The sequence below is a fragment of the Homoserinibacter gongjuensis genome, assembly GCF_030161875.1.
Taxonomy (GTDB): Bacteria; Actinomycetota; Actinomycetes; order Actinomycetales; family Microbacteriaceae; genus Homoserinibacter; species Homoserinibacter gongjuensis.
In genome coordinates this window covers 556,412-579,064 of the sequence record NZ_BSVA01000001.1, presented here as the reverse complement: position 1 = coordinate 579,064, position 22,653 = coordinate 556,412, and the positions used below count along the sequence as shown (strand labels likewise).

Here is a 22,653-nt window from a genome sequence, read left to right as displayed (position 1 = left end):
CGACATCCGGCACGGCGGTGGCCTGCCCGTTGCTCGTGTAGACGCGCACGATGCTGCCCTTCGACACCTGCGAGCCGCCTGCCGGGTCGGTCGCGACGACGGTGCCGACGGGAAGGTCGGAATCCATCTGGCCGCCGTCCTCGTAGGAGAGCTGCGCCTGCTCGATGGCCGCCTTGGCGACCTCCGGTGTCGTGCCGATGAGACCGTCGGGCACGAACACCTGCACGCCCTTCATGAGCGCCGGGTCGGGACCCGGGAACGCGCCGCCGGGGTACTGCCCGTCGATTGCCTGGGCGATCGGCCTGAAGATGATGTGACGCAGGTCGCCACCGAAGTTGCCGTTGACGCGAATCTTGCGCATGCTCTGCTTGCCGTCGATGTTCCCGGCCCAGACCGCTGTCGAGACTCGGGTCGACGAGCCGACCATCCAGGTGTGGATCGCGTCGTTCGTGGTACCGGTCTTGCCGAGGTAGGGGTGCCGTCGCGCGGGTTCGACCGGCTCGCGGTGCCACCGTTCACGACGGCCTCCATCGCGTACGCGGCGGTGTTGGCGACGGAAGGTGTCACGAGCGAGGGGCTGCACTGCGCATCTTGACCCGGGATCTCGCTGCCGTCATCCGCAATGAACTTGTCGATGATGATGGGCTTGCAGTAGGTGCCCTGGTTGGCGATGGCCGCATAGGCGTTTGCCTGGGTGAGAGGGGCGATGTTGTTGTCACACCCGCCGAGCACACACGCGGGCGGGCCCGAGAGCAGATCGGAACCGTCTGCCTCTCCATCCGCCCGGTGCACTCCGATCGAGGTGGCTAGCTTGGTGATGTCACACAGATCGACTTCGGTGGCCATCTGCACGAACACAGAGTTCACCGAGTACGCCGTACCACGCACGGCGTTGTAGAGGCCGCTCTCACCAGAGTCGTTGCGGTAGGTGTAGTCGGGGCCGCCGTAGGGACCGTTGCAGCTGTCCTGGAACTTCGCCATGGGCGTCGAGCGGATGCTCGCGTTGAAGGTCTCGTTCAGTCCATGCCCGGCCGTCAAGAACGCGATCAGCACGTACGGCTTGTAGGTCGATCCGGGCTGGAAGCCCTTGGATCCACCGTGCCGGATGTCGCCGTTGAAGTTGACGGCGGTGGTGGTGAGCGGATCACCTGCGCCGGTGTCGTCGAAGGTCTTGTTCTGCGCCATGATGAGGATCCGGCCGGTGCCGACCTCGACACTCGAGACCGCCGAGCCGAGTTGCATACGCGTCTCGTTGGCGGGCGCGATCTCGCTCACGACTCCCGTCGCGTAGCTCTGCAGCGACGGGTTGATCGTGAGCACGACCTTGAGGCCGCCCTGGCGCCAGCGCTGGAGCTGCTGCTCCTTCGTCGCGCCGAGGGAGTCGACCTCGCCGTTGAGAATCGACTTGAGGGCGTAGTCGCAGGGGAAGCGGTACTCGACCGGGGCCGACGCGCATCCGCTGCGCGGCGCGTTCTGGCTCACGGTGGTCTCGTCGATCGGGGTTGCGAGCGCCTCCTCGTAGGCGGCCTTGTCGAGGTGCCCCTGGGTGTGCATCCACCCCAGGATCACGTCGCGGCGCTTCTTGTTGGCCTCGAAGTTGTCGGCGGTGTACAGGCCGTTCTTGCTCGGGTTCTGCACGATCGCGATGAGGCTCGCGGCCTGCGCGGGGGTGACATCCGCTGCCGTGGTGCCGAAGTAACGCTGTGCGCCCGCCTCGACGCCGTAGGTGGTCTGGCCCATCAGCACGATGTTGAGGTACGCCTCGAGGATCTGGTCCTTCGTGTAGCGCTTCTCGAGGCTGATCGCGAGCTTCATCTCCTTGAGCTTGCGGTTCAGGTCGGGGTAGGTCGCGGCCTCGATCGCCGCCTTGTACTCGTCTTCGCTGAGTTCGGTGTTGTTGACCGCCTTCAGCACGAGGATGTTGCGCACGAGCTGCATCGTGAGGGTGGACGCACCCGAGGAGCTCGAGCCGGTCGCCTGGCCGAGTGCCGCGCGGATCAGCGAGGGCACATCCACGCCGCCGTGCTCCTCGAAGCGGCGGTCCTCACCGTCGATCGCGGCCCATTTGAGGTCGTCGTCGATCGCGTCGAGCGAGACCTCCTCGCGGTTCTGGTCGTAGTAGTTGGCGATCGTCACCTCGGTGCCGTCGGGTGCGTAGGCGACGAAGGTGTTGCGCTGGTGCTGCGCAGAGATCTCGATGAAGTCCGGAAGTTCCTGGAAGACGCCGATGGAGTTGTTGGCCGTCATGCCGGTGACGGCGATCGCGGGAGCCACCATGACGGTCACCAGGAGGCCGGCGATGGCGCTGAAGCCGATGAGTCCGGCGCCTGCGCCGAGCAGACTTCTAGCCGAGGTTCCTTGAGCGGGCATAGGGTCAGGGTACGGGAAGACTGCTCCCCGATAGCTGAACGGAAGCCCGAAAAGTGCCGACCTGGGAATATCTCACTACTCCGCTCCTCATCCACAACACCACCGCGATCCTGAACAACTGGGGCTCCCAGGGCTGGGAACTGGTGCAGATCGTGACCGGCCCCGAAGGGGGACTCGTGGCCTACCTCAAGCGCCCCGCCGAAGGAGACAACGCATGACCGTCAACGACCGCCTCGCCGAACTCGGACTCGCGCTGCCGCCCGTGGTGCCCCCGGTGGCCGCCTATGTACCTGCGCTCATCTCGGGAAACCTCGTCTTCACCTCGGGTCAGCTGCCCATGACGGGCGGCGTTCTGCCGGCCGTCGGCAAGGTCGGCGCGGAGGTCGGCGCCGATGAGGCGAAGGAGTACGCGCGGATCTGCGCGCTCAACGCCCTCGCCGCCGCCGACAGCGTCATCGGCTCGCTCGACCGCGTGACGCGCGTGGTCAAGGTGCTCGGCTTCGTGGCATCCGATCCCGAGTTCACCGGCCAGTCGGGCGTGATCAACGGCGCATCGGAGCTGCTGGGCGAGGTTTTCGGCGACGCCGGCAAGCACGCACGCTCCGCCGTCGGCGTCGCGGTGCTGCCGCTGAACTCGCCGGTCGAAGTGGAGCTCGTGCTCGAGTTCGCCTGAGTCTCGGGCCGCTTCGCGGCTGGGCGGATTCGGGTGCGAGCCGCATGCCCCCGCGTATCGCCTTCGGCGATGCGCTCCCGCCAGTCCCGATGCCAGCGTCTCGCACCCGAATCCGCCCACCCGCTTCGCTCGTGCGAAGGCGGGGGCGGACTCGACAGGTGGTGCGGGGAGGGTCTCAGTCCTCGGCGGGGGCTCCCGCGCGCAGCTTGTCGCTGATGATCTGCATGACCGAGGTGTCGGCGAGTGTCGTCGTGTCGCCGATCGCGCGACCCTCCGCGACATCCCGCAGCAGACGCCGCATGATCTTGCCCGAGCGCGTCTTCGGCAGTTCGGTGACGAGGTAGATGTCACGCGGCCGCGCGATCGCGCCGATCGCCTGCGCCACGTGCGCGCGCAGCAGCTGCACGAACTCCTCGTCGTCGTGCGCGGCGCGGTGCGACTCCTTGATGATCACGAACGCCACGACCGCCTGACCCGTGGTGTCATCCGAGGCGCCCACGACGGCGGCCTCCGCCACCATCGGGTTGCCCACGAGTGCCGACTCGATCTCGGTCGTCGACAAGCGGTGGCCCGACACGTTCATGACGTCGTCGATGCGGCCGAGCAGCCAGATGTCGCCGTCTTCGTCGACGTGCGCGCCGTCGCCGGCGAAATAGCGCCAGCCGTGGTCACGGAACTTCTCCCAATAGGTCTCGACGAAGCGCTCCGGGTCTCCCCACACCCCGCGCAGCATCGACGGCCACGGCTCGCGCACCGTGAGCAGGCCGCCGTTGGGCGGGTCGACGCGCGTGCCGTCGTCGAGCAGGATGTCGATCTTCACGCCCGGGACCGGCACCTGCGCGCTTCCCGGCTTGAGCGTCGTGACGCCGGGCAGGGCCGACACCATGATCGCGCCCGTCTCGGTCTGCCACCACGTGTCGACGACCGGTGTGTCGCCGCCGCCGATGACGTCGCGGTACCAGACCCACGCCTCGGGGTTGATCGGCTCGCCGACCGAGCCCAGCAGCCGCAGGCTCGACAGGTCGAACTTCTGCGGGATCTGCCGTCCGAGCTTCATGAACGAACGGATGGCGGTGGGCGCCGTGTAGAGGATCGTCACCTTGTACTTCTCGATGAGCTCCCACCAGCGGCCGGGGTGCGGCGTGTCGGGCGTGCCCTCGTACATGAGCTGGGTGGCACCGTTGGCGAGCGGACCGTAGACGACGTAGCTGTGCCCCGTGACCCATCCGATGTCCGCCGTGCACCAGAAGACATCGGACTCCGGATGCAGGTCGAAGACGTCGTGGTGCGTCGCCGCGCACTGGGTGAGGTAGCCGCCGCTCGTGTGCAGGATGCCCTTCGGCTTTCCCGTGGTACCCGAGGTGTAGAGGATGAACAGCGGGTTCTCGGCGTCGAAGCCCTTCGCCTCGTGGTCGAGGTCGGCGTCGGCCATGGCCTCGTCCCACCAGAGGTCGCGGCCCGCCGTCCAGGCGACCTCGTTGCCGCCGCGCTTGACCACGACGACGTGCTCGACGCTCGTCTCGCCCTCGAGCGCCGTGTCGACGGTCGCCTTGAGGGGGAACACCTTGCCCTTGCGGTAACCCCCGTCGGCGGTCACCACGAGCTTCGCCTCGGCGTCTTCGATGCGCGCGCGCAGCGAATCGGCGCTGAAGCCGCCGAACACCACAGAATGGATGGCCCCCAGCCGAGCCACCGCGAGCATCGCGACCACGGCCTCCGGGATCACCGGCATGTAGATGGCCACCCGGTCGCCCTCGCCGACGCCGAGCGCGGCGAACGCGTTGGCGGCGCGCTTGACGTCGGCGGTGAGCTCGGCATAGGTGATGCTGCGGGAATCGCCAGGCTCGCCCTCCCAGTGGATGGCGACACGGTCACCGTTGCCGGCGAGCACGTGCCGGTCGAGGCAGTTGTAGGCGACGTTGAGCTGCCCGTCGGCGAACCACTTCGCGAACGGCGGCTCCGACCAGTCGAGCACGGTCTCGAACGGCTTATGCCAATGCAGCTCGCGGGCACGCTCGGCCCAGTAGCCGAGCCGGTCGGCCGCGGCACGTTCGTAGAGCTCGGGGCCGGCCACACGGGCGTCGGCGAAGCCGGGATCCGGCGCGAAGCGGCGGGTCTCGGTGAGCAGGCTGTCGATCGAGTTCTGGGACATCTTCATCCTTGTGTCGAATCGCGACCGTGCCTGGAGTCGCGCGGAATTCTCCGGTGAACGCTCCGATCCTAGCCGCACTCATCGGTCGTGTTCCGGGGCGTGACCGCACGCGTCGGCCAGCGGTGGCGTACGGGCGGATGAACGGATGGATGACGCCGTGCGTAGCAGGGGAAAATCTTCCGTTGCATGCGGCGCGCCGTGCAGTAGACTCTGGGGCACCGAGCGTAACCTCTCGGATTTCGCAGTGCCCCACCGATTCCCCCAATCGCGGCACTGCCGTGGCGGCGCCCAATTCCCCCAACTGGGCGCCGCCCCTCCGTCTTATTCGCGCTGCGATAATCCGCAGCGCGGGTGCGCCGCCTGCGTTTGTCTGGCGCCGCGGTAATCCGCGGCGCGTTGGCGCCGTGTGCGGCTTCGCGCGGGCCGCGTCCTCTCTCCTTCCCAGGGGCGGCTCCATCCGGTTGTGCACGGATGCGGGGGTGGCGGGGCGGACGGCAGCCGGAGGGCGGCAGGCTCGACGCATGACTTCGGAGCGGAACGGTGCCCGACGGCTGCCGGACCGCAGCGTCTTCGGGCCGCTCGCCGCCCTCGTGGCCGACGCCGAGATCACCGACGTCTTTCTCAACCCCGACGGCTCGGTGTGGACGGATCGGGGCGACGGCGCCCGCGTGGAGCCCGGCCTGCGCATACCGCCGGGTGAGGCGCGCGAACTGGCCATCCGGATGGTCGCGGCGGGTGGCCGCCACCTCGACGAGGCGACGCCGGCGGTCGACGTGCGACTGGGCGACGGCATCCGCGTGCACGGCGTGCTCCCGCCGGTGTCACCGGACGCCGCGGTGCTGTCGATCCGCCTTCCGCGGGTGGGAAGCCTCGATCTCACCGCCCTCGAGTCCGCAGGGCTCTGTGCGCGCGTGCCGCGATCGCTCGTCGACGAGCTTGTGGCGCGCCGCGCGAACGTGCTCGTGACGGGCGCTGCCGGATCGGGCAAGACCACGCTGCTCGGCGCGATGCTCTCGAGTGCACCGGCCACCGAGCGCATCGTCATCGTCGAGGACGTGGCGGAACTGCGCGTCGCGCATCCGCACCTGGTCCGGCTCGAGGCGCGGCAGCCGAACCTCGAGGGAGCCGGGGCGATCGGGCTCGACCGCCTCGTGCGCGAGGCGCTGCGGATGCGACCCGACCGGCTCGTGGTGGGCGAGTGCCGTGGCGCCGAGCTGCGGGAGCTGCTCATCGCGCTCAACACGGGCCACGACGGAGGAGCCGGCACCGTGCACGCCAACTCGCTCGGGGATGTGCCCGCGCGGCTCGAGGCGCTCGGCGCGCTTGCCGGGTGGTCGCCCGAGGCGCTCGCCCGGCAAGTGGTGAGTGCGATCGACGCCGTGCTGCACCTCGAGCGAGACGCCGAGGGCGTGCGCAGGCTCGCCGAAGCGGGACGATTGGCCCTCACGCGGCGCGGCCGACTGGTCGCGGAGGCGACGTGACGTCAGGGGCCGAGCGTCTGCAGGGCGGTTCCCGCGAGCGACACCGCGATGTCGAGGTCGTCGTCACGCGCCTCGTCGTTCGCCCATACGTCGACCCAGGCTCCGCCCGGAGAAAGCGTGGAGACGACGCCGTCGATCGCGCCCGTGAACGTCGAGGTGTGCACGGCGGAGAATCCGGCATCGCCGAGCTCGTCGAAGCTCTCGCGCTCGACCCATTCGGGCACGGGTGCGGCGAAGTGCGCGTCCCAGACGAGGTCGCCGCCGGGCAGCACGACGAGATCGACGGTGCGCGCGGTCGCAGAGCCGAAGCCGTTCCGCCAGGCGCAGTGCACCGCGCCGGCCCGGTCGAGCGCAGCCTGACGGAGGGTCTGCGACAGCACGGGCCCACGGTCCGTCCACGGCTCGACGTCATCGCCGATCGACGAATGCACGGCCTCGCGGGGCAGCAGCGCGGCACAGTCGACGGGGACCGACGCCGGTGCCGGCCAGTCCGGATTCGCCACCTCGGCGGCAGCGACGCGCGCGACAAGCGGAGCGAGCACGGCGTCGAGGGCGGCGACATCGACCAGTCCGAAGGCGTTGACGGCGACCCAGTTGCGGCCTGCGAGCACATCGGCCCGGCACCCCGGGCGTTCTCCCGGACGGCAGCTGAACCAGGCGGCCTCGCCGTGCGCCCCCTCTTGCGGTTGGAACATCTGCAGCTCGGCCTCGAGCCGCTCCCATTCGGTCTCCGCCGCGGGGAGCACATCGACCTCGAGGTATCTCTCGTCGTCCCCCCACGCGCACCGCGTCGCCCCGGCGAGTGCGAGGGCCGCAGTGGCGACGTTGCCCATGCCGCCGTACCCCTCCACGTAGGGCGCGCGCACGCCGAGCGGCTCTCCGAATCCCGCGCGGAACACGTCGGCGTCGACGAGTTCGTCGCAGTCCAGAGCGAGCAGCGGATGAGGAGTCGGCTCCGCCTGCCGGCTCGCGTCGGGCGGGCCGCCCGCGCCGGGCGGCCCTGCGGTGCACGCGGTGAGGCCGAGCACGAGTCCGAGGCCTGCCACGGCGGCAATCGCTCTCATCGGGTACCTCTTCTCTTCATCGGGTCACTCTCATGACGGATGCCGGGCCCTCCGAGGTTGACATCCGGCGACCGAGCCGGGTGGTGCGAACCGTGGGCCGCCTGCTGTCACGGAGCCGAGAGCCCGATCCGGCGGCAGCGCTCGACGAGACGGCCGACATCGTGCACCGGCTCGCGATCCTGCTGGGCGCGGGCCTGGATCCGCACGCGGCGATCCGTGCGCTCGCTGAGACGAGCGAGCCGCTCGCCGAGGCCGCACGGTGCGCCAGCCCGCTCGAGGTGCCCGAGGCGCTGTGCGCTGCATCGAGCAGCGACACCGCTGCAGATCGAGGCTGGCGCTACCTCGCGGCCTGCTGGGCCATCGCGACGGAGTCGGGCGCTCCGCTCGCGACCACGCTCGAGCGCGCGGCCGATGCGATTCGCGCGCTCGCCGACGCCGATCGCCAGATCGAGCTCGCTCTCACCGGCCCGGTGTCGACGGCGCGCGTCGTCGCACTACTGCCCGCGGCAGGCATCGGCATGGCGCTGCTGATCGGCGCCGACCCGCTCGGCGTCATCTTCGGCACCGTGCCGGGTGCCGTGGCCGGAGTGCTCGGGGTTCTCGCGCTCACACTCGGCATGCGCTGGAACCATCGCCTGGTCGCGGCGGCGCGCGTCGCGGATCCCCTCGCAGGCGCGGGCCACGAGCTGCTCGCCCTCGCGATGTCAGGCGGGGCGCCTCCGGATGCCGCACTCGCGCGAGTCTCCGATGCCGCGGGTCGGTGCGGCATCACGGTGCACCCGGAACCGGCGCGTGCGACGCTCGAGTTCGCCGTGCGGGCGGGTGTGCCCGTCGTCGCGCTCCTGCGGGCGGAGGCGGCGCGGACTCGACGGATCGCGGTGACCGAGGCGCTCAGGCGCGCCGCTCTGCTCAGCACCCGGTTGCTCGCACCGCTCGCGGTGTGCTTCCTGCCGGGCTTCGTGTTGCTGGGCGTCGTGCCCCTCATGATCGGCATCCTGCGCGACGCCCTCACCGCGTTCTGACGGCCGCGTCGGGCCCGACGCACTCTTCACAGCCGGGGGTGTGACGAACTATCCACGGATCGCCGCATCCGCTCACCGCACGACCGCATGGAACGCGAGCATGGATGCGTCGTGCCGACGAGGGAACAGGAGCCCCCATGAGAACCCGCATCCTCCGCCGACTCACCGCACGCGCCGCACACGACGACGGCGCCGCCACCGCCGAGTACGCCATCACCATCATGGCCGCGGTCGGCTTCGCCGGCCTGCTCGTCGTGATCATGCGCTCCGCCGAGGTGCAGCAGATCCTCACCGACCTCGTGCGCAATGCGCTCGCGTTCGCCGGCTGACGACGACGGCAGCGTCGCAGCCGAGTTCGCGGTGGCCCTGCCCGCCGTCGCCCTCGTGCTCGCGCTCTGCGTCGGTGCCGTCGGCGTCGGGTCGCAGCAGCTGCGCCTGCAGGATGCCGCGGCGGATGCGGCGCGAGGTCTTGGCAGAGGCGAGAGCACGAGCGCGGTGCAGGGCCGCGTCTCCCGGGCCGCTCCCGGCAGTGTGCTGGCCGACTGGAGCTCGGGCGAGCTCGTGTGCGCCCGCCTGACGGTGCCGGCTCGCGGCCCGGCCGCCGTCGCGGGACTGCGCCTCGCGGCCGAGAGCTGCGCGCTGGACGGCGGACGATGAGAGCGACAGCGCGAGACCGCATCCGTGACGAGACAGGGGCCGGCGGGGTGCTGGCGCTTGCGATCGTGGCGATGACCCTCGTGTGCGCCCTCGCCGCCCTCGGCCTCGCGTCGGCGCTCGCCGCGCGCAGCGCGTCGTCGCGGCGGCCGACGCCTCGGCGCTCGCGGCGGCCGACACGCTGCTCGGCGTGGTTCCGGGCGATCCCTGCGCGCTCGCGGCGGAGGTGGCCGCAGCCCATCTGGTGGCCCTCGCCGATTGCGAATTCGAGGGAGCGGAGGCCCGCGTGACGATCGCCGCGACGTGGTTCGGCCTGCCGATCGCGGTGGAATCGCGGGCCGGGCCGGCGCCGTGACGCGAAGCTCACATCCGGGACCAAAGACCTGGAACCATGCGAGGTCCTGCCAGGACTCTGTGTGTATGGTGTGCTCCGGATAGAAGAGGAGGCCCCGTGCCTACGAAGAAGCTCGTGATCGTCGAGTCGCCGGCGAAGGCGCGCACGATCGCGCAATACCTCGGCGACGGCTACGAGGTGCAGGCTTCCGTCGGCCACATCCGCGACCTCATCGACACCAAGAACCTGCCGCCCGAGCTCAAGAAGGGCAGCCTCGGCAAGTTCTCGGTCGACGTCGAGAACGGCTTCGAGCCCTACTACGTGGTCTCCGACAGCAAGAAGAAGACGGTCGCCGAGCTCAAGCGCGCGCTCAAGGATGCCGACGAGCTCTACCTCGCAACGGATGAAGACCGCGAGGGGAGGCCATCGCGTGGCACCTGCTCGAGGTGCTCAAGCCCAAGGTGCCCGTCAAGCGCATGGTGTTCCACGAGATCACCAAGGATGCGATCCAGCGCGCCGAACAGAACACCCGCGAGATCGACACCGCGCTCGTCGACGCGCAGGAGACCCGCCGCATCCTCGACCGGCTCTACGGCTTCGAGATCTCGCCCGTGCTGTGGCGCAAGATCGGACCGGGTCTCTCCGCCGGCCGCGTGCAGTCGGCCGCCACCCGCCTCGTCGTCGACCGGGAGCGCGAGCGACTCGCCTTCACATCCGCCAACTACTGGGATCTCGTCGCCGAGCTCACCCCCGCGGATGCCGATTCCAGCTTCACCGCGAAGCTCGCGCGCCTCGAGGGTCGCCGCGTCGCTCAGGGTGGCGACTTCGACGACCACGGTGCACTCAAGACCGACGTGATCGCCCTCGACGAACGCGCGGCCGACACCCTCGTCGACGCACTGCGCGCGCCGAGCGCCAGCTTCCAGGTATCCAAGCTCGAGACGAAGCCCTACTCGCGTCGCCCCGCCGCTCCGTTCACGACCTCGACGCTGCAGCAGGAGGCCTCGCGCAAGCTGCGCTTCTCGGCGCGCACCACGATGAGCCTCGCGCAGTCGCTCTACGAGAACGGCTACATCACCTATATGCGCACCGACTCGACGACGCTCTCTCAGCAGGCGATCGAGGCGGCGCGGCGCCAGGCGGTCACGCTCTACGGCGCCGACTCGATTCCCGAGAAGCCCCGCGTGTACGCGTCCAAGTCCAAGAACGCGCAGGAGGCCCACGAAGCCATCCGCCCCTCGGGCGACAGCTTCCGCACCCCGGCCGAGCTCAGCTCGCAGCTGCGCGGCGATGAGTTCAAGCTCTACGACCTCATCTGGAAGCGCACCGTCGCCTCCCAGATGGCCGACGCCAAGGGGTCGACCGCGACCGTCACGATCGCGGCCGACGGAGGCGAGGGCGCGCACGCCGAGTTCACCGCATCCGGAACGGTCATCACCTTCCGCGGCTACCAGGCCGCCTACGAGGAGGGCCGCGACGAGGCGCGCAACGCGAGTGCCGACGAAGCGAGCGCCAAGCTGCCGCCGCTCGAGGAAGGGCAGGCGCTCACGCTCGCCGAACTCGAGGCCAAGGGCCACGACACCACGCCGCCGCCGCGCTACACCGAGGCCAGCCTCGTCAAGGCGCTCGAGGAGCTCGGTATCGGGCGACCCTCGACCTACGCCTCGATCATCTCGACCATCATCGACCGCGGCTACGTGACCCCGCGCGGGCAAGCGCTCGTGCCGAACTGGATCGCGTTCAGCGTCGTGCGCCTGCTCGAAGACCACTTCTCGGAGCTCGTGGAGTACGACTTCACCGCCGAGATGGAAGACGACCTCGACAAGATCGCCGGCGGCGAGGCCGACCGCGTCGACTGGCTCGGTCAGTTCTACTTCGGCGGAGGAGATCACCCCGGGCTCCGCGAGATCGTCGACAACCTCGGCGACATCGACGCGCGCGCCGTCAACTCCATCCGCATCGACGACGGCATCACCCTGCGCGTCGGCAAGTACGGCCCCTACCTCGAGGTGGAGGACGGCAGCGAGACGCCGCGTCGCGTCAACGTGCCCGAAGACCTCGCCCCCGACGAGCTGACCGCCGAGAAGGCCCGCGAGCTCATCGACGCGCCCATCGTGACCGACCGCGTGCTCGGCGAGAACCCCGCGAACGGCAAGACGATCGTCGTGAAGGACGGGCGATACGGCCCGTACGTCACCGAGCTCGAGCCGGAGCCCGACACCGAGATCGTCGCGGATGCCGCGACCGGCGAGGTCGTCGAGGAGAAGCCCAAGAAGAAGGCCGCGAAGAAGGCCGCGGCCCCGAAGCCCCGCACGGCATCCCTCTTCAAGAGCATGGAGCCGGCCACGGTCGACCTCGCGACGGCGCTCCAGCTGCTCGACCTGCCCCGCACCGTGGGGGAGGACCCGGAGTCGGGTGAACCGATCACCGCCCAGAACGGTCGCTACGGCCCGTACCTGAAGAAGGGCACCGACTCGCGCTCGCTCGAGAGCGAAGACCAGATCTTCACGATCGAGCTGCCCGCGGCTCTCGAGATCTTCGCGCAACCGAAGTACGGCGCCCGTCGCGCCTCGAGCGCCCTCAAGGAGTTCGACGCCGACCCCACGAGCGGCAAGCCGATCCGCATCCGCGACGGGCGGTTCGGCCCATACGTGACCGATGGCGAGACGAACGCCACCATCCCGCGCGGCGAGACCGTCGAGGGCGTCGACTTCGACCGTGCCGTTCAACTGCTGGCCGACAAGCGCGCCAAGGGACCCGCCAAGCTGAAGGCCAAGCGCGCGCCCGCCAAGCGCCCCGCGGCGAAGAAGAAGGCCTGAGGTGCCGGGCACCGCATCCGGCCTCTTCCTCACCTTCGAGGGCGGCGATGGATCGGGCAAGTCGACCCAGTCGGCGCTGCTGACCGAGTGGCTCTCCCAGCAGGGTCGCACCGTCGTGCATGCACGTGAGCCGGGCGGCACCGAGCTGGGGCTCGAACTGCGCGAGATCATCCTGCATCGGCGCGGCTACATCGCGCCCCGCGCGGAGGCCCTGATCTATGCGGCCGACCGCGCGCACAACGTGGCGACCGTGGTGCGGCCCGCGCTCGAACGTGGCGACATCGTCATCCAGGATCGCTATCTCGACTCGTCCGTCGCCTACCAGGGCGCCGGACGCGTGCTCGAGCCCGCCGAGGTGCGAGACGTGTCGCTGTGGGCCACCGAGCACCTGCTGCCCGACCTCACGATCCTGCTCGATCTCGACATCGAGACCGGGCGCGCGCGTCTCGACGACGCCCGCACCCGGTACGACCGCCTCGAGGCGGAGGCGGCCGAGTTCCACCACCGCGTGCGCGAGGCCTACCTCGCCCTCGCGGCCGCTGAGCAGGGCCGCTTCCTCGTGCTGGATGCGACCGAGCCCGTCGAGACGCTCGCCGAGCGCATCCGGGCACGCGTGTCGGACCTGCTCGCGTAGCCTTCCATCGTGAGCAGCATCTGGGACGAGCTGACCGGGCAGGCGGAGGCGATCGCCACCGTGCGCGCGGCGGCCGCAGGCGACGGGCTCGCCCACTCCTGGCTCATCACGGGGCCACCCGGGTCGGGCCGTTCCACCCTCGCCTACGCCTTCGCAACCGAGCTGCTCGCACGCGCGGAGGTGCCGGGCGATCTCGAGCACACCGCCGCCCAGGTGGCCGCCCGCACGCACCCCGACCTCGCCGTCCTCAGCACCGAGGCGGTCATCATCAAGATCGACGACGTGCGCCAGCTCGTCACGTCGAGCCAGTTCTCGCCCGCCGTGGGTCGCTATCGCGTCATGGTCATCGAGGATGCCGACCGCATGACGGAGCGCACGTCGAACGTGCTGCTCAAGGCGCTTGAGGAGCCGCCGGAGCGCACCATCTGGATCCTGTGCGCGCCGAGCGAGGCCGACCTGCTGCCGACGATCCGTTCGCGTGTACGCACGGTGCGCCTGCGGGTGCCGAGCGTCGACGACGTCGCCGAGCTGATCTCGCGCCGCGACGGCATCAGCCTGCCCGAGGCGCAACGCGCGGCGCGCGAGGCGCAAGCCCACATCGGCATGGCGCACCGGCTCGCCACCGACGAGCACGCGCGCACGCGCCGCCGCCGCACCATGGAGCTCGCGCTCGGCATCCGCAGCGTGTCGGGGGCGGTGCTCGCGGCCGCGGAGTTCCTGGAGATCGCTGGTCAGGATGCCAAGGCCATCACCGAGACCCGTGACGCCGAGGAGCGCGAGCAGGCGCTGCGCTCGCTCGGCGTCGACCCGGGTGGCACCGTGCCTCCCGCGCTCCGCGCCCAGCTCAAGGCGCTCGAAGAAGACCAGAAGCGCCGCGCGACGCGCAGCCTGCGCGACGGCATCGACCGCATCCTCGTCGACCTGCTCTCGCTGTACCGCGACATCCTGCTGCTGCAGCTCGGGGTCGAGCTCGAGCCCGTCAACCTCGCGATCTACGCCGAACTGAGCCAGGCGGCCGCCGCATCCACGCCCGCCCAGACGCTCGCCACGCTCGACGCGATCAGTGAGGCCCGCATCCGCATCGAGGGCAACGTGGCCCCTGCACTCGCGCTCGAGGCGATGCTCGTGCGCGCGATCCGCCGCGCCCCGGCGGGCACCCGGTGAGGCCTCGAACCGCCGGGCGCACCGCCCGGACGCTGCTCGTCGCCCTCGCCCTCGCCGCCGCAGCGAGCATGCTCGCGGGCTGCGTCTCGTGGTTCCTGCCGCCGCGCCCGCCGACCACCTCGACGCCGACCGCGGAAGACGTGCCCGCGGAACTCGCCCCCTTCTACCACCAGGTGCTGCACTGGACGGGATGCGGCGACGGCATGCAGTGCACGACGGCCACGGCGCCGCTGGACTGGGCGGACCCCAGCGGCGACACGATCGAGCTGGCGCTCATCCGCCAGCCCGCGACGAGTGGCACCGCTCGTGGCTCGCTGCTCGTGAACCCCGGCGGCCCGGGCGGCTCGGGGGTCGACTTCATCCGCGACTCGATCGACTTCGCCACGAGCGAGAAGCTGCAGCGCGAGTTCGACGTCGTGGGCTTCGACCCGCGCGGCGTCGGCTCCTCGACGCCGGTCGCGTGCACCGACGACGACGCCGAGCTCGACGACTACCTCTACGGCATCGTTCCGGGGAGTACGGATCGGATGCCTGGATCACCGCGCGGCAACAGGTGAACGCCGACTTCGGGCAGGGCTGCCTCGAACACACCGGACCGCTCCTCGGTCACATCGACACCGTGAGCGCGGCGCGGGATCTCGACCTGTTGCGGGCCGCGCTCGGCGATACGACGCTCAGCTACCTCGGCTATTCGTACGGCACCTACCTCGGCGCGCGCTACGCCGAGCTCTTCCCCGAGAAGGCCGGACGTCTCGTGCTCGACGGCGCGATCGACCCCGCGGCCACCGAGTTCGACGTGACGCTCACCCAGGCGCGCGGCTTCGAGAGCGCCCTCACCTCCTATCTCGACGACTGCATCACGCGTGACGACTGCCCGTTCACGGGTGGTGCGGATGCCGCGCGCACGCGCATCGCGCAGCTCCTGCGTGACCTCGACGCGCATCCGCTGCCCGGCAAGGACGGACGCCTGCTCGGCGCGGCGACGATGTTCAGCGCGATCATCCTGCCGCTCTACAACGAGAGCAACTGGAGCTACCTCGACGACCTCTTCACCGAGGTGCGCGCAGGGAAGACCGACACGGCGTTCTTCCTCGCCGACGTCTACAACGACCGCAACGCCGACGGCAGCTACAGCTCGAACGGCAGCGAGGCCTTCCTCGCCATCAACTGCCTCGACTACCCGAGCGACGGCGACGTGGCGACGATGCGCACCGAGGCGGCACAGCTTGCGCAGGAGGCGCCCGTGTTCGGTCCCTGGATGGCGTACGGCGGCACACTCTGCCCGCAGTGGCCGTTCCTCTCGAGCATCGAGCGGGCGCCCATCACGGCGCCGGGGTCGCCCGACATCCTCGTGGTGGGCACGACGAACGACCCGGCGACCCCCTACGTCTGGGCGAAGGCGCTCGCCGGGCAGCTCGAGAACGGCCACCTCGTCACGCATCGCGGCGAGGGACACACGGCCTACGGCGAGAGCACGTGCGTGACGGATGTCGTGGACGCGTTCCTCGTCGACGGGCGGGTTCCGGCATCCGACCCGGTGTGCTGACCCGTCGCATCCGCCGCTGAGCAGCAGCTGCGTACGGGCGGCCGGTCAACTTCGGCTATGCTCGAACGCTGTGCCGCTGTATGCAGCGCGCGCCGCCTTAGCTCAGTCGGCAGAGCGTCTCACTCGTAATGAGAAGGTCGTGGGTTCGATTCCCACAGGCGGCTCCATCCCCTCTTTCCCGCTCGCCCCCTAGGATCGCGTCATGCTGGACGCGATCGGGCAGGTGCTTCCGCTCGCGGTCGTGGTCGCGCTCAGCCCCGCCCCGATCATCGCGATCATCGTCGTGCTGCTGGGTGCGGATGCGGGTCGACGGGGCACGGCGCTGCTCGCCGGGCGGGTGCTCGGCGTGGTGCTCGTGGTCGCCGTGTTCACGCTGTTCGCCGAGGCGATCGTGCTGCTCGGGATGCCGCCCCTGCTCGAGGCGATCCTGCAGCTCGTGGTCGGTCTCGTGCTCGCGATCGTCGGCGTGCGCAAGCTCGTGCGCCGCTCCGCGACGACGACCTCGCCGCGGTGGATGACATCCCTCGAGGGGATCTCGGCCGGTCGCGCCTTCTGGTTCGCCGTCGTGCTGTCGATCGCGAACCCCAAGGAGCTTGCCATGGGTGCGGCGACCGGCCTCGTGATCGGCGGCCTCATCCCGGAGCCGGGGCCGGCCCTCGCGGTGGCGCTCGTCTACACGGTGATCGCCGTGCTCGGGGTGGCGGCGCCGCTCGTCACTGTGGCCGTGATGCGGGAACGCGCCGCGCCCGTTCTCACCGCCATCCGCGGCTGGCTCGAGCGCAACAACGCCGTGCTCATGGCGATTCTGCTGCTCGTGTTCGGCGCGATCCTGCTCGGTCAGGGCGTCTCGGGGCTCGCCTGACCCCGCGAAGGGCATCCCCGAAGGGGGTTGGGCAGCCGGGAATGCCGGGCGTAACCTGACACGCGTAGCGCAGCCTGTGGGGGAAGCGCTACCCGGCTCCTGTGGGGGGAGACGGAATCTTCTTGAACTGGGGGTTCAAGAGTGGTCAAGCGCACGATTCTCGTGGGGGCGGCACTCGGTGCCGTGCTCGCTCTCGGCTTGCCGTTCGTCGGCGGCGGAGGACCGGCATCCGGTACCTCCGCCTTCGCGGACGAGGGCGATGTGCTGCCGGTGGCGGCCACCTCGCCGCTCGCGACGACCGGGCGGATCGGCGACACGGCATCCGCTCTCGCCGCGGTGACGCTCGCGCCTGAGACGCCGACGATGGCCCCGGCGGCCGAGAAGACCCGCAACCTGAAGGTCGACTCGGAGCACATCGCGCAGAAGCCGGTGCCGAAGCCGATCGTGATCCCGCAGACGCCGGCGGCGAAGCGGGGCGGAACCGCGGCGCGCGTCGCAGCGCGCCAGGCAGCGGGCCAGGCCTGCCCGGGCAACGTCGGCGGATCGGTCGGCGGTGCGCCCGGCATCACCTCCGCGGGGGCGTCGGCGGAACGACCACGTCGGATCTGCAGTCGTTCGCGGCGACCTACAACGCGATCCGGGTCGCCAACTGCCTCGACCCGGTGCCGATGTCGAACTTCCGCTACGACCCGTGCATGGAGCAGCGTCTGTTCTGGATCGCGGAAGACCCGAGCCCCGACGTCAACAGCGCATGGGGCCACAGCGGCACCCCGCGCTCGGACGGTGCACCCGCTGTCGGATGCGACGGCAACCTCGCGGGCGGCTCCGGCAACACGGGGGCCACCGTCGCGCAGAAGTGGTGGAACTCGGCCTCGCACCAGAAGTCGCTGTACCGCCCGAGCTACGCGGGCTCGACGGGCGGCGTGGTGATCTGCTTCGCGATGGTGCACGGCGGCCTTCCGGCCGACGGCTACGGCTTCACGCGCGCGGCCGCGCGCTGGGGTGGCTGCTGAGACCTTCGGGTGTCAGGCGACCGCGTCGCGCCTCTACGCTGAAGGCATGACCGATCGACTGCGCTGGGGCATCCTGGGCACCGGGGGCATCGCCCGCCTCTTCACCTCCGACCTGAACCTCACCGACCGGGCGGTGACGGCCGTCGGCTCACGCACGCAGCAGAGCGCGGATGCCTTCGCGACCGCGTTCGGCATCCCGCGCGCCCACGGCAGTTATGAGGCGCTCGCGGCCGACCCCGAGGTCGATGTGATCTACGTCTCGACGCCGCACCCCTTCCACGCCGAGGGCGCGCGGCTCGCGCTCGAGCACGGCAAGCATGTGCTCGTCGAGAAGCCGTTCACGCTCAACGCCGCCGAGGCGCGCGCGGTCGTCGACCTCGCGGCGGCGAAGGGTCTCGTGGTGCTGGAGGCGATGTGGACCCGGTGGCTGCCGCACATGGTGCGCGTTCGTGAGCTGCTCGCCTCCGGTGCGCTCGGCGAGGTGCGCGCAGTGCTCGCCGACCACGACCAGAAGCTGCCCGTGAATCCCGAGCATCGCCTGCAGAATCCGGCGCTCGGCGGCGGGGCCCTGCTCGATCTCGGCATCTACCCCGTGTCGTTCGCATGGGATGTGTTCGGCGCTCCGTCGAGCGTGCACGCGATCTCCTCGCCCACCGCGACCGGCGTCGACCGGCAGACCGCGATCATCTTCGGCTACCCCGGCGGTGAGCAGGCGGTGCTGCACACCCAGCTCGACGCCCGCGGCCCCTCGACGGCCGCCATCATCGGCACCGAGGCCCGCATCCAGATCGACCCCGTCTGGTACACCCCCACCTCGTTCTCGCTCATCGACCCCTCGGATGCGGTCATCGAGCGGTTCGAGCAGGAGGTACCGGGTCGAGGGATGCAGTTCCAGGCATTCGAGCTCGAGCGTCTCGTGGCGGCGGGCACCGTGGCGGGGGAAGTGCTGCCGCCCGAGCAGAGCGTGGCGATCATGGGCACCCTCGACGAGATCCGGCGGCAGATCGGCCTGCGCTACCCGGGTGAATGAACGGTCGGGGAGCCGGGCACTCGGGCGCACGCTGGCTATCATGATGCGGTGACCGACGAGCAACCGATGTCGCGCCGTGCCGCCCGCGAAGCGGCGAAGGCGGCGTCCGCGACCCCGGGCGGGGCGCCTGCGGATGTGCCCGCGGGTGCGCCGGTCGACGTGCCCGCCGACTCTCCTGCCGATGCGAGCGCTGACGCACCCGTCGGTGCGCCCGCCCCGAAGGCGGGCGGCATCGCCGCGCTGCTGCGCAAGCACCCCGTCGCATGGATCGTCTCGGCCGGAGCTCTCGTGTTCGTGCTGCTGGGCACCGGCTCGATCTTCGCGGGCGTCGCGTGGGCGTCGCGCTCCGACGCGGCGCCCGTCACCAGCCCCACGGAGACCGAGAAGCCTCCGCGCCCGGTGTCCGACCAGCCCGTCACGGCCAACCGCCTGCGCACCTGCTCGGTCGCGGGCCCGGCATCCGATGGTCGACTCATGTCGCTCGAGGGATATGTCGTGCGAGCAGACACCGGAGATGTGCTCTTCGACCGCAGCGGTTCCACGCCGGCCCGCACGGCATCCGTGCTCAAGGTGTTCACCGCGGCTGCCGCGATCGCGCGCCTCGGGCCGGATTTCCAGATCACGACGAGCGTCTACGAGGGGTCGAGCCCCGGCACGATCGTGCTCGTCGGCCGCGGCGACGCGACGCTGTCGGCGCTGCCCGCGGGGCAGGAGAGCTTCTACCCGGGGCGCCCAAGCTGCAGACGCTCGCCGAGAACGCCGTCTCGCAGTACGCCCAGCGCTATCCCGGCACGCCGATCACGCACGTCGTGCTCGACGCGAGCTACTGGAGCGCGGCCGACAAGTGGGACAGCAGCTGGAAGCGCTCCGAGCAGACCACCGGGTATCACTCCGAGGTGACCGCGCTGCAGGTCGACGGCGACCGGGCCGACCCGCGCGCGTCGACGAGCCCGCGCTCGACCGACCCGATCGCCCGTGCCGGGGCCGCCTTCGTGGCCGCGCTCAAGGCGGCCGATCCCACCGGCGACGTCGTCGACCCCGAGGTCGACACCACGATCGGCAACGCCGTCGGCTCCACGACGCTCGCCGAGGTGACCTCGCAGCCGCTGCGCGTGCTGATCAAGCAGATGCTGCTGGTGAGCGACAACACCCTCGCCGAGATGCTCGCGCGCATCGTCTCGAAGCAGTCGGGCATGGACGGATCGGCCGCGTCGCTGCAGCAGGCGATTCCGTCTGCGCTCGTTCAGTTCGACGTGCCCGCCACCGGCCTCACCATCCGCGACGGCTCGGGGCTGTCGGATCTCAACGCGGTTCCCGCGTCGACGATGACCGAGTTCATGCGCAAGGTGCGCGACGGTGCTGCTGGTCTCGACGTCGTGCGCGACGGCCTGCCCGTCGCGGGACAGAGCGGCACCCTCGCGAGCCGGTTCAGCGGCGACAACGCCGTCGCCCGCGGCCAGGTGTGGGCGAAGACCGGGTGGATCGACACCGCCTACACGCTCTCGGGCTACCTCAACTCGGCCGACGGCACGCCTCTCGCTTTCACCTTCTACGCGATCGGGGAGGGGATCGGCAGCGACGCGCGAGCGGCGCTCGACACCCTCACCACCGCGGTGTTCACCTGCGGAGACAACCTCTCCAACAACTGACCGGGAGGTCACCATGGCACGCGCGCTGCTCGTGATCGATGTGCAGAACGACTTCACCGAGGGCGGTGCACTCGGGGTCGACGGCGGTGCGGCGGCGGCGGAAGCCATCACCGACTACCTGCGCGCGCATCCGGATCGCTACGAGGTGGTGTTCGCCTCGCGCGACTGGCACCACGGAGACGACGACAACGGCGGGCACTTCGCCACGGATGCCGAGCCCGATTTCGTCACGACGTGGCCCCCGCATTGCGTGGGCGGCACACCGGGCGCCGAGTACCATCCGGCGCTCGATGCCTCGCTCGTCGACGTGCATGTGAAGAAGGGGCAGGGCGTGCCCGCGTACTCGATCTTCGAGGGCACCACCGAGGACGGCGCCTCGTTCCCCGCGGAGCTCGACCGGCTGGGTGTCACCGACGTCGATGTCGTGGGCATCGCCACCGACTACTGCGTGCGCGCATCCGCTCTCGACGCACTCGCGGCGGGCCGCCGGGTCACGGTGCTCGAGGATCTCGTGGCGGCGGTCGACCCCGTGACGGGCGCGCAGGCCCTCGTCGACCTCGCCTCCGCCGGTGCCGCCGTGCGCCCCTCCCGCTGACGGCATGCGCGGCCTCGTCGCGTTTCGTCGCGTGAGGGGTCGCAAAGTGTCGCCCAACGGGCTCGATTTCGACACTTTGCGACCCCTCATGGCGAGAACTTGCGGGGTCGTTCGCGAGAGGATGTGTGCATGATCTCGGAGAAGGAGCTGCTGGCGAAGGTGCCGACGCAGCTGTACATCGGCGGGCAGTGGGTCGACGGCAGCGCCGGGCGCACGATCGACGTGACCGATCCCGCGACGGGCGACACGATCGCGACGATCGCCGACGCGTCGCCGGAGGACGGCATCCGGGCGTTGGATGCCGCGGTCGCGGCCGCCGCGGAGTGGGCCGCGACGCCCGCCCGCGCGCGCGGCGAGCTGCTGCGCTCGGCCTGGGAGCTGCTGCGCGAGCGTGCCGACGAGTTCGCCCTGCTCATGACGCTCGAGATGGGCAAGCCGCTCGCCGAGGCGAAGGGCGAGGTGACCTACGGCGGCGAGTTCCTGCGCTGGTTCGCCGAGGAGGCGCCGCGCATCATGGGGCGCTACGGGCCGAACCCCGAGGGCACCGGCCGCATGATCGTGACACAGCGGCCGGTGGGCCCGTGCTTCTTCATCACGCCCTGGAACTTCCCGCTCGCGATGGCGACCCGCAAGATCGCGCCGGCGCTCGCGGCCGGCTGCACGGTCGTCATCAAGCCGGCGACCCTCACCCCGCTCACCACCCTGTACTTCGTGAAGCTGCTCGAGGAGGTCGGCGTGCCGGCCGGCGTCGTCAACGTCTTCACGACCTCGACGTCGAACGCGGTGTCGGAGCCCATCATCCGCGACCCGCGCCTGCGCAAGCTCTCGTTCACGGGGTCGACGCCCGTCGGGCGCGCGCTGCTCGAGCAGGCCGCGCAGGGCGTGCTGCGCACCTCGATGGAGCTCGGCGGCAACGCACCCTTCATCGTGTTCGAGGATGCCGACCTCGATGCGGCGGTCGACGCGGCGATGCTCGCCAAGTTCCGCAACATCGGCGAGGCGTGCACGGCGGCCAACCGCTTCCTCGTGCATGCGGATGTGGCCGAGGAGTTCACGCGCCGGGTCACCGAGCGCGTCGCGGCGATGAAGGTCGGGCGGGGCACCGAGGAGGGCGTGGCGATCGGCCCGCTCATCGACGACAAGGCCGTCGCGAAGGCGTCGGAGCTCGTCGCGGATGCCGTGGCGAAGGGCGCGACGGTGACGACGGGCGGGTCGAAGGTCGACGGGCCGGGCACCTTCTACCAGCCGACCGTCGTGTCGGGGGTGACCGCGGCATCCGACATCCTGCGCGAGGAGATCTTCGGGCCGGTGCTGGCGATCTCGACGTTCACCGACGAGGCGGATGCGGTGCGCCGCGCGAACGACACCGAGTACGGCCTCGTGTCGTACGTGTTCACGAAGGATCTCGCGCGCGGTCAGCGCATGATCGACCAGCTCGAGACGGGGATGATGGGGCTCAACGTGGGCGTCGTGTCGAACGCGGCGGCCCCGTTCGGCGGTGTCAAGCAGTCGGGCCTCGGCCGCGAGGGCGGGCTCGAGGGCATCCACGAGTACCTCGACACGAAGTACACCCTCACCCCGATGAGCTGAC

The 22,653-nt window shown here is 70.5% G+C and carries 21 protein-coding genes, 1 tRNA gene and 2 pseudogenes; 20 read left to right on the top strand and 4 right to left on the bottom strand.

Features of this window, described 5'->3' with window-relative positions; all coding sequences use genetic code 11:
• Positions 1 to 40: 40 nt before the first annotated feature.
• Both QQK29_RS18400 and QQK29_RS03195 read right to left on the bottom strand, forming a co-directional pair.
• Positions 41 to 235, bottom strand: a pseudogene (locus QQK29_RS18400) (PASTA domain-containing protein); the annotation flags it as partial.
• The gene (locus QQK29_RS03195; RefSeq protein ID WP_284297736.1) at positions 232 to 2,370 is read right to left on the bottom strand and encodes a transglycosylase domain-containing protein; all 2,139 of its coding nucleotides are present in this window, start codon (positions 2,368 to 2,370) and stop codon (positions 232 to 234) included. The pseudogene QQK29_RS18400 and the gene QQK29_RS03195, both read right to left, overlap by 4 nt.
• A gap of 53 nt (positions 2,371 to 2,423) precedes the next feature.
• Here QQK29_RS03195 and sp36 point away from each other — a divergent pair, with 53 nt between their 5' ends.
• Together sp36 and QQK29_RS03185 are read left to right on the top strand one after the other, a co-directional pair.
• Positions 2,424 to 2,588, top strand: coding sequence for a Sp36 family protein (sp36, locus tag QQK29_RS03190; RefSeq protein ID WP_284297734.1), 165 nt, complete (start codon positions 2,424 to 2,426; stop codon positions 2,586 to 2,588).
• Entirely contained in the window at positions 2,585 to 3,043 is a 459-nt protein-coding gene (locus QQK29_RS03185; RefSeq protein ID WP_284297732.1) for a RidA family protein, read from the top strand. The genes sp36 and QQK29_RS03185 overlap by 4 nt, the downstream gene beginning before the upstream one ends.
• 175 nt (positions 3,044 to 3,218) lie before the next feature.
• Here QQK29_RS03185 and acs read toward each other — a convergent pair whose 3' ends face one another.
• Positions 3,219 to 5,195, bottom strand: a complete 1,977-nt coding sequence (gene acs / locus QQK29_RS03180; RefSeq protein ID WP_284297730.1) for an acetate--CoA ligase — start codon at positions 5,193 to 5,195, stop codon at positions 3,219 to 3,221.
• Between the two features lie 521 nt (positions 5,196 to 5,716).
• Here acs and QQK29_RS03175 point away from each other — a divergent pair.
• Complete coding sequence (locus QQK29_RS03175) at positions 5,717 to 6,676, top strand: TadA family conjugal transfer-associated ATPase (protein WP_284297727.1); 960 nt, start codon at positions 5,717 to 5,719, stop codon at positions 6,674 to 6,676.
• Positions 6,677 to 6,678: 2 nt separating this feature from the next.
• On the opposite strand, the gene QQK29_RS03170 is transcribed toward QQK29_RS03175, so the two are convergent.
• Positions 6,679 to 7,740, bottom strand: coding sequence for a hypothetical protein (locus QQK29_RS03170; RefSeq protein ID WP_284297725.1), 1,062 nt, complete (start codon positions 7,738 to 7,740; stop codon positions 6,679 to 6,681).
• Positions 7,741 to 7,832: 92 nt separating this feature from the next.
• Here QQK29_RS03170 and QQK29_RS03165 point away from each other — a divergent pair, with 92 nt between their 5' ends.
• The 17 genes and pseudogenes from QQK29_RS03165 (at position 7,833) to QQK29_RS03090 (ending at position 22,652) form a co-directional block, all read left to right on the top strand.
• Positions 7,833 to 8,762: a type II secretion system F family protein gene (locus QQK29_RS03165; RefSeq protein ID WP_284297723.1), complete on the top strand. Its 930-nt coding sequence runs from the start codon at positions 7,833 to 7,835 to the stop codon at positions 8,760 to 8,762.
• 137 nt (positions 8,763 to 8,899) lie between these two features.
• The gene (locus QQK29_RS03160) at positions 8,900 to 9,091 is read left to right on the top strand and encodes a DUF4244 domain-containing protein (protein ID WP_284297721.1); all 192 of its coding nucleotides are present in this window, start codon (positions 8,900 to 8,902) and stop codon (positions 9,089 to 9,091) included.
• Complete coding sequence (locus tag QQK29_RS03155; RefSeq protein ID WP_284297719.1) at positions 9,069 to 9,419, top strand: TadE family protein; 351 nt, start codon at positions 9,069 to 9,071, stop codon at positions 9,417 to 9,419. Before QQK29_RS03160 ends, QQK29_RS03155 begins: the two co-directional genes overlap by 23 nt.
• Before the next feature lie 82 nt (positions 9,420 to 9,501).
• Entirely contained in the window at positions 9,502 to 9,771 is a 270-nt protein-coding gene (locus QQK29_RS03150; RefSeq protein WP_284297717.1) for a helicase, read from the top strand.
• 96 nt (positions 9,772 to 9,867) lie between these two features.
• A pseudogene (gene topA / locus QQK29_RS03145) lies at positions 9,868 to 12,569 on the top strand (type I DNA topoisomerase).
• Position 12,570: 1 nt separating this feature from the next.
• Positions 12,571 to 13,203 (top strand): dTMP kinase, encoded by a 633-nt coding sequence (tmk, locus tag QQK29_RS03140; protein ID WP_284297715.1) that lies wholly within the window; start codon positions 12,571 to 12,573, stop codon positions 13,201 to 13,203.
• Positions 13,204 to 13,212: 9 nt separating this feature from the next.
• A complete protein-coding gene (locus QQK29_RS03135) occupies positions 13,213 to 14,367 on the top strand; it encodes a DNA polymerase III subunit delta' (protein WP_284297713.1) in 1,155 nt (384 codons plus the stop codon).
• A complete protein-coding gene (locus QQK29_RS17715; protein WP_348533788.1) occupies positions 14,364 to 14,924 on the top strand; it encodes a hypothetical protein in 561 nt (186 codons plus the stop codon). The genes QQK29_RS03135 and QQK29_RS17715 overlap by 4 nt, the downstream gene beginning before the upstream one ends.
• Positions 14,925 to 14,986: 62 nt before the next feature.
• Positions 14,987 to 15,913 (top strand): alpha/beta hydrolase, encoded by a 927-nt coding sequence (locus QQK29_RS17710; RefSeq protein WP_348533787.1) that lies wholly within the window; start codon positions 14,987 to 14,989, stop codon positions 15,911 to 15,913.
• 91 nt (positions 15,914 to 16,004) lie between these two features.
• Positions 16,005 to 16,080, top strand: a tRNA-Thr gene (locus QQK29_RS03125).
• 35 nt (positions 16,081 to 16,115) lie between these two features.
• Complete coding sequence (locus tag QQK29_RS03120; RefSeq protein WP_284297711.1) at positions 16,116 to 16,775, top strand: GAP family protein; 660 nt, start codon at positions 16,116 to 16,118, stop codon at positions 16,773 to 16,775.
• A 695-nt stretch (positions 16,776 to 17,470) separates the two neighbouring features.
• Positions 17,471 to 17,788 carry a hypothetical protein gene (locus tag QQK29_RS03115; protein WP_284297709.1) on the top strand — a complete coding sequence of 106 codons (318 nt, stop codon included), beginning with the start codon at positions 17,471 to 17,473 and terminating at the stop codon, positions 17,786 to 17,788.
• Positions 17,789 to 17,834: 46 nt separating this feature from the next.
• Positions 17,835 to 18,818 (top strand): Gfo/Idh/MocA family protein, encoded by a 984-nt coding sequence (locus QQK29_RS03110; protein ID WP_284297707.1) that lies wholly within the window; start codon positions 17,835 to 17,837, stop codon positions 18,816 to 18,818.
• 48 nt (positions 18,819 to 18,866) lie between these two features.
• Positions 18,867 to 19,718: a D-alanyl-D-alanine carboxypeptidase gene (locus QQK29_RS03105; RefSeq protein WP_284297705.1), complete on the top strand. Its 852-nt coding sequence runs from the start codon at positions 18,867 to 18,869 to the stop codon at positions 19,716 to 19,718.
• A complete protein-coding gene (dacB, locus tag QQK29_RS03100; protein WP_284297702.1) occupies positions 19,715 to 20,467 on the top strand; it encodes a D-alanyl-D-alanine carboxypeptidase/D-alanyl-D-alanine endopeptidase in 753 nt (250 codons plus the stop codon). The genes QQK29_RS03105 and dacB overlap by 4 nt, the downstream gene beginning before the upstream one ends.
• A 13-nt stretch (positions 20,468 to 20,480) precedes the next feature.
• Positions 20,481 to 21,062: an isochorismatase family protein gene (locus QQK29_RS03095; RefSeq protein WP_284297700.1), complete on the top strand. Its 582-nt coding sequence runs from the start codon at positions 20,481 to 20,483 to the stop codon at positions 21,060 to 21,062.
• A gap of 129 nt (positions 21,063 to 21,191) precedes the next feature.
• On the top strand, positions 21,192 to 22,652 hold the full coding sequence (locus tag QQK29_RS03090; RefSeq protein ID WP_284297698.1) for an NAD-dependent succinate-semialdehyde dehydrogenase: 1,461 nt from the start codon (positions 21,192 to 21,194) through the stop codon (positions 22,650 to 22,652).
• Position 22,653: the final 1 nt, after the last annotated feature.